This window comes from Methanobrevibacter sp., from assembly GCF_017410345.1.
GTDB lineage: Archaea > Methanobacteriota > Methanobacteria > Methanobacteriales > Methanobacteriaceae > Methanobrevibacter.
The window spans coordinates 1-6,036 of record NZ_JAFQQZ010000053.1; the positions used below are offsets into that span (position 1 = coordinate 1).

Annotated in this window: 5 protein-coding genes; all 5 read left to right on the plus strand. The window is 33.4% G+C overall.

The window, feature by feature from the left end; all coding sequences use genetic code 11:
- Positions 1-315 precede the first annotated feature (315 nt).
- The 5 genes from IJE13_RS07690 (at position 316) to IJE13_RS07710 (ending at position 5,896) form a co-directional block, all read left to right on the plus strand.
- A complete protein-coding gene (locus tag IJE13_RS07690) occupies positions 316-1,068 on the plus strand; it encodes an exodeoxyribonuclease III (RefSeq protein WP_292778980.1) in 753 nt (250 codons plus the stop codon).
- Between the two features lie 235 nt (positions 1,069-1,303).
- A complete protein-coding gene (locus tag IJE13_RS07695) occupies positions 1,304-2,629 on the plus strand; it encodes a Mur ligase family protein (RefSeq protein ID WP_292778983.1) in 1,326 nt (441 codons plus the stop codon).
- Positions 2,630-2,845: 216 nt separating this feature from the next.
- Positions 2,846-4,012 (plus strand): hypothetical protein, encoded by a 1,167-nt coding sequence (locus tag IJE13_RS07700; RefSeq protein ID WP_292778986.1) that lies wholly within the window; start codon positions 2,846-2,848, stop codon positions 4,010-4,012.
- Between the two features lie 58 nt (positions 4,013-4,070).
- Positions 4,071-4,739 carry an NTP transferase domain-containing protein gene (locus IJE13_RS07705; protein ID WP_292778989.1) on the plus strand — a complete coding sequence of 223 codons (669 nt, stop codon included), beginning with the start codon at positions 4,071-4,073 and terminating at the stop codon, positions 4,737-4,739.
- Between the two features lie 107 nt (positions 4,740-4,846).
- A complete protein-coding gene (locus IJE13_RS07710) occupies positions 4,847-5,896 on the plus strand; it encodes a M42 family metallopeptidase (RefSeq protein WP_292778991.1) in 1,050 nt (349 codons plus the stop codon).
- Positions 5,897-6,036: the final 140 nt, after the last annotated feature.

The following is a 6,036-nucleotide window of genomic DNA, read 5'->3' on the forward strand; positions in this document are numbered from 1 at the left end:
ATTACTTAAATTATTTATTTATTGTTTTTGATATATTTAGGTTATGTATTATTTTTCTTTTTGCTTTTAAGTTTTTTTTAATTTTTTTAAAATTGATTTTTATGATTTTCTTAATAAGGATTTTTATTTTTTTGAATTATTTTTTATATTTTTCAATATTCGCTACAATAAGTTTATATTATTTAAAAGCAAATATTATATTTGTTTATGGTTTTAATAAACAAAAATATTTATTAAATTAATTTATTGATTATTTGGGCTCAAATTAATTGATATTGTATTTATTTATTTTATTTAGTTTAGGGAAGCAATATAATGAGTGAATTAAAGATTATTTCATGGAATGCAAATGGTATTAGAACTCGTATAAAAAACAAGGACATCAATCCTATTCTAGAAAAAGAAGCAGATATCCTTTTATTCCAGGAAACAAAAACAGATTATGAAAAGATGGACAAGAAATTCTTGGACAAAAGCGGATATGAATATTATTTCCTAAAAGGTGAAAGTGCCAGAACAGGAGGACTTGCCACTTTAACAAAGGAAAAACCAAATATTGTCAAAAGATTCTTTAAGGATTCCAATGATGCATTAGGCAGAGCTTCTGTTTTAGATTATAATGATTTTACTTTAATTCATGTTTATGCTCCTCAAGGAACTGGGAACAAGGCTAAATTAAAAGAAAAATTAGATTACTTTAATAACTTATTATACTTGGCTCAAAAAAACAGTGCTAAGGATATGATCATTGCTGGTGACTTTAACATTGCCCATAAGGAAGAGGACATTGCTGACTTGAATACAAAAGTCACATTCACTGATGATGAAAGGGAAATCCTAGACAAGCTTGAATCCTTTGGATTTGTTGATGCTTTCAGATCAGAAAATAAGGAAGAGAAGCAGTTCACTTCATGGAAGAATCAGGAAGCCCGTGACAATAACGAAGGTGCACGTTTGGACTATTTCTTCATCTCAAAGTCATTGATGGATAAGGTTAAATCATGCACTATCTTAAATGAAATTGACAGTTCTAAACATGCTCCAATTGAGCTAATCTTAGATCTTTAATTTCAAATCTTATTTTAAACCAATCTTTTCAGTTTATTTTTCAAATCTATTTTTTTATTTTTCTTTTTTATAAATTCTAATTAATTTTATTTTCTCTTTTTATTAATAATTAAAATTTGTAAGTTTATTTCAATTTATACTAACTTTTATTAATTAGAATATACATAGATAAATACATATAATAGATTACTATATGAATTTATATAAAATATAATAACATAATTAATGTGAAATCATGAAAGCTGCTGTTATCGGTTTGGGAGTGGAAGGCAAGAAAGCCTTGAATTCCTTATTGAAACACAATTGGGAAGTTTATGGTACAGACTTGAATGTTAATATAAGTCTGGATAATTTGCCAATATCCCTTGCAGGGGTAGACATTTCCCCTCAAAAGGATAAGATCAGCTTTACTAAAGAAAATTTATCCATTGATTTGGGCTTTAATGACCAGGAAAGAATAGAATCCTCTGATGCTGTTGTCTTAAGCCCTAGCATTTGGGGAAGCAGAATAGCTGAACATTACAGGAACTCCCATAAATTGCTTTGTGACATCATAACAAAGCACAGAGACATCTTCACCATTGGCGTTACAGGAACCAATGGAAAGACCACTACCGTTAGCATGATAAAGGAAATCCTGGAAAATGCAGGTAAAAAGGTATTGGTCGGAGGCAATGCCGGCGGCGGATTTGAAGGTTACTACGACCTCATTTTGGAAGCGGAGAATGGAGATTATGATGTCCTTCTGGTTGAAGTATGTGACATGACAGTCGGTTTCTGCAGCTATTGCTTTGACTTTGACCTGATTGCACTTACCAATATGGGCAACGATCACATGGATGTCCATGGATCAATGGATGGATATAAGAACTCCTTAAAGGAATTCTTTAAGGGTAAAACAATATTTATCAATGAAAATCAGGAATATAAGGAGGAATTTGAGGAAGTTGCCAAATCAGCCATAGAATATGGTGAAACAGAATATGATTTGGAACTGTTTGGAAAGTTCAATAAGCTGAATGCTGGACTTAGTGAAGCCATAGCGAATCACATTGATGGAAATCATTTCAAAATTGATAAAAGCATAATAAAGGATAGCTTGGAAAACTTCAAACCTGTTAAAGGCCGTTTGGAAGTACTGAAACTGAACGATTGTGAAATCTATATTGGAAAATCCGATAATTCTGACGCAATCAAGCCGATATTGGAAGAGGTAGATTTCACAGCAGTCTTTGTAGGAACTCCAAGGCATAATGAAAATCATAGATTGGATATATTGAATGAAGTGGTCAAGGCCAATCCGGAAGCAATAATACTGTTTCCAGGTTTAGAGGACACATTGGACCAAGCTAAATACAGATTGAATTCTCTGGATTATAAGGGCAGAGTGGAAATAGCCAACAATCTTGATGAAATCATCGCTTTCGTTGCAGAGTTTTCACATGAAAAGGCTATCTTGATTGGAGGAAACGGTCAGGAAAACATCATTAAGATACAGGATAGGCTGAAGCAAATCTGTGATTCCTGCAATTCAAAGGAAAAGAAGTTATTGTTTGAATAATTTGATCATTAGAGGTATGATTCATAAAAATTAATTTAAATTTAAATAATCATCAAGGCATGATATCGATAAGACAAAAATCATCATATATTTATTAAGTTTTAAGATTTAAATAAAGGAAGTGTAAGTATTAGCTCAAAAAGTTTAACACAAAGAAATTCATTTAAGATATTTGTTGCATTGCTTGCAATAATTATTGTTCTAATACCACTCTCCATGGCAACTACAACTACTCATCATCAGGATATGAGTGAAATCGCAAAGTATGATAATGGTAGTACCGTTTTTGCAGGAGATAATGTAATAGACAAAAATAAGATTAATAAGTATCCAATTGTTTCCAATTTAGGATCTCTCGTTACTCAGATAGCAAATGGAGATATTGCAGATGCCTTTTTCTCAGTTGCTACAGGGGCAGTTCCAACCCCTTCATCTGAATTGCTTTATGGAAATGTAAGTACAGATGGTGTGGTTGACGAGTTTGAAGGTCCGGGATATGTAGTCGTAGATAATGATAAGATTACTGTAAATCCTCCTGGAGACTTTGTATGGGGATATAACAGCCCTTACATACAAGCAAAAATTGTTCCAAGCGGAATAGACATAATAAACAATAAGACCAATCAGACCATTGGCCATCTAGACCCTAAAACCATGACTAATGACACAATACCTGGTGATAGGGTTAATGTTGAAACCTTGAAATATTGGTATAATCATTACAATCAAGGTTCAAAATACAATTTGGATTTCTGCATTAACGGCATTAATGATAACAGGTCCTACATTACTCCAGATATGTTAAGGGAAAAGTTCCCAGAAGCTTATGAATACTCTGTCAAATATCCTGGAGGTTCACCAGTAGTGGTTTATGGCCAAAACTATACAGAAACAAAGGTAGCAAGCACTTATACCTATCTTGATTCTCACCCACAATACAACGATAGGAACAGGGAATTCAATGCAAAGCAATTCGTTAAGGCTTGGAATGGTACCATTATCCCACCAAATGCATATGGTTGCGGTAGAGAAGGAGTAGGTTTCAGTTCAGTTCCTGAATCAGAAGCGGAATCAGGCATGGCTACACATGGAGTATGTCCTCCAGCAAGATCATTGAGAAATGCTGTTTTATCCTTGGGATTCAGATTGCCAATCGGTATGGATTCAGGACGTGATGCAGTGCTTTACGGTTTCAGTCCTTCCACTGGAATCAAGATCAACAACACTCTCAAATATCCTATTAAAATCCAAATGTGGACTGAAGGTTCCGGTGCTGGAATGAGAATCTACACTAACATATATGAAATGATTCCTAATAGTTATGTTAGCAACAATACCAACAGTACTAACACTACTAACAGTACCAATACAACCAATACATAAATCTAAAAATCATTTTATTTAATTAAAATAAATGAAAATTATTATTTAAGGTAATATTATGCTTACAGTCTCAGCGGTTATAACTGCAGCTGGAAAGAATTCCAGAATGAGAAAAGACCAGGAAGAAATGAACATTCCCCTACAGAATAAGCTTACACTTCCATTGAAAAATGGGGAAGATTCAAGTACAATCATTGAGACAACAATCAATAACGTATTGAATACTCGAAATATCCATGAATGTATAGTGGTTCTTGGCCATTACTGTGACGAAATATTGCCTTTCATTAATAATATTCATGATGATAGATTGAAAATTATTAAAAATGACCCTGTGAGTGTAGGTCTTTCTGTTTCTTTATTGAATGGTCTTCAAAATATCAGTTCAGATATCGCCTTATGCGTTACCGGAGACCAGCCTACAGTCTCCACTAAAACTTTTAATAATATTTTAGACACTCTTTTTAGCTCAGAGAATCCTAGAAAAACAATATCCATTCTTAGACGACGCAAGATTGGAAAATTGGACACTGCAGAAGGATTGGGAATGCCTTTCGCTGCAGACAGAATGGAACTCATCAAATATCTAAAGGATAAGGATGATAACTTAAATCCTATTCTTAGGGAAATTTTTGCTGATGGATTTGATTTCTATGGAGTTAAGGAGAACCATCCGAATGAATTGATCAATATAAATCATTATCATGAATACGAAAGCATTTTATAATTTTTTTAATTAAAATGATCTAAACTGTATTTTTTTATTGCACATATATTTATAAGAAAATTTATAAACTCATTAAACTAATTATATAATATATAACAGGTGAAAACATGTCTTTTGAAAAGGAAATCAAATTAGTGGAAGAACTCTGTATGACTCCAGGTATCTCTGGATTCGAAGAAAACATTGCAGAAATCATTAAAAGAGAATTAAAAGATGTAGCTGATGAAATGGAAACTGACCCTATGGGCAATCTAATAGTTACCAAAAAAGGTTCTTCCAAAAAGGGACCTAAAGTAATGCTTGCATCCCACATGGATGAAATAGGATTGATGGTAAAGTATATTGATGATAATGGATATCTCAGATTCTCCACAATTGGTGGAATTAACGACCAGATGCTAATGAATCAGACAGTAACAGTTCACTCTAAAAATGGAGACTTCACTGGTGTTATCGGTTCCAAGCCACCTCATGTCACTAAAGCGGAGGAGAAAAAGAAAGTTGTTCCTGCTGATGAAATGTTTATAGATATTGGAGCAAAGGACAAGGAACAGGCTGAAGAAATGGTTACAATTGGAGATCCGATTACTTTCAAATGCTGGTTTGAAGCATTTCCAAACAACTTGGTAATGTGTAAGGCATTGGATAACCGTCTTGGATGTTATGTGATGATGGAAGTATTGAAAAGGGTCAATTCCAAAGCCACCGTCTATGGTGTTGGAACAACCCAAGAGGAAGTTGGATTGAAAGGAGCTAAAGTTACCTCATATAGATTGAATCCTGATTTGGCATTTGCCCTTGATGTGACATTATCCGGTGACCACCCTGGAATCAAGCCTGAAGAGGCTCCTGTTGTCATTGGAAAAGGACCTGCAGTCATCCTGATTGATGCAAGCGGAAGAGGAATCATCACCCCTAAATATGTAAGGGACTTGCTTAAGAATACTGGAGATAAGGAAGGAATCCCATATCAACTTGAAGTGAGTGATGGTGGTACCACTGACGGTTCAGCTATTCACCTTACAAAAGAAGGAATTCCAACTGGTGTATTGTCCGTTCCAACAAGATACATTCACACTACTGTCAGTGTAGCAAGCATGGAAGACGTTGAAAATACAATCAAATTGATTGTAGCTGCCATTGACAGTTTAGAATAGATATTTTATTTATTATTTTGAATAGATTTGTTTTTTCTATTCAATTTTCTTTTTTTATTTTTTACTTTAATTCAAATTAATTCTTACAAGAAAATAAATTCTAACTATTTTTATTAATTCATATTTTTTTAAAAAAAATA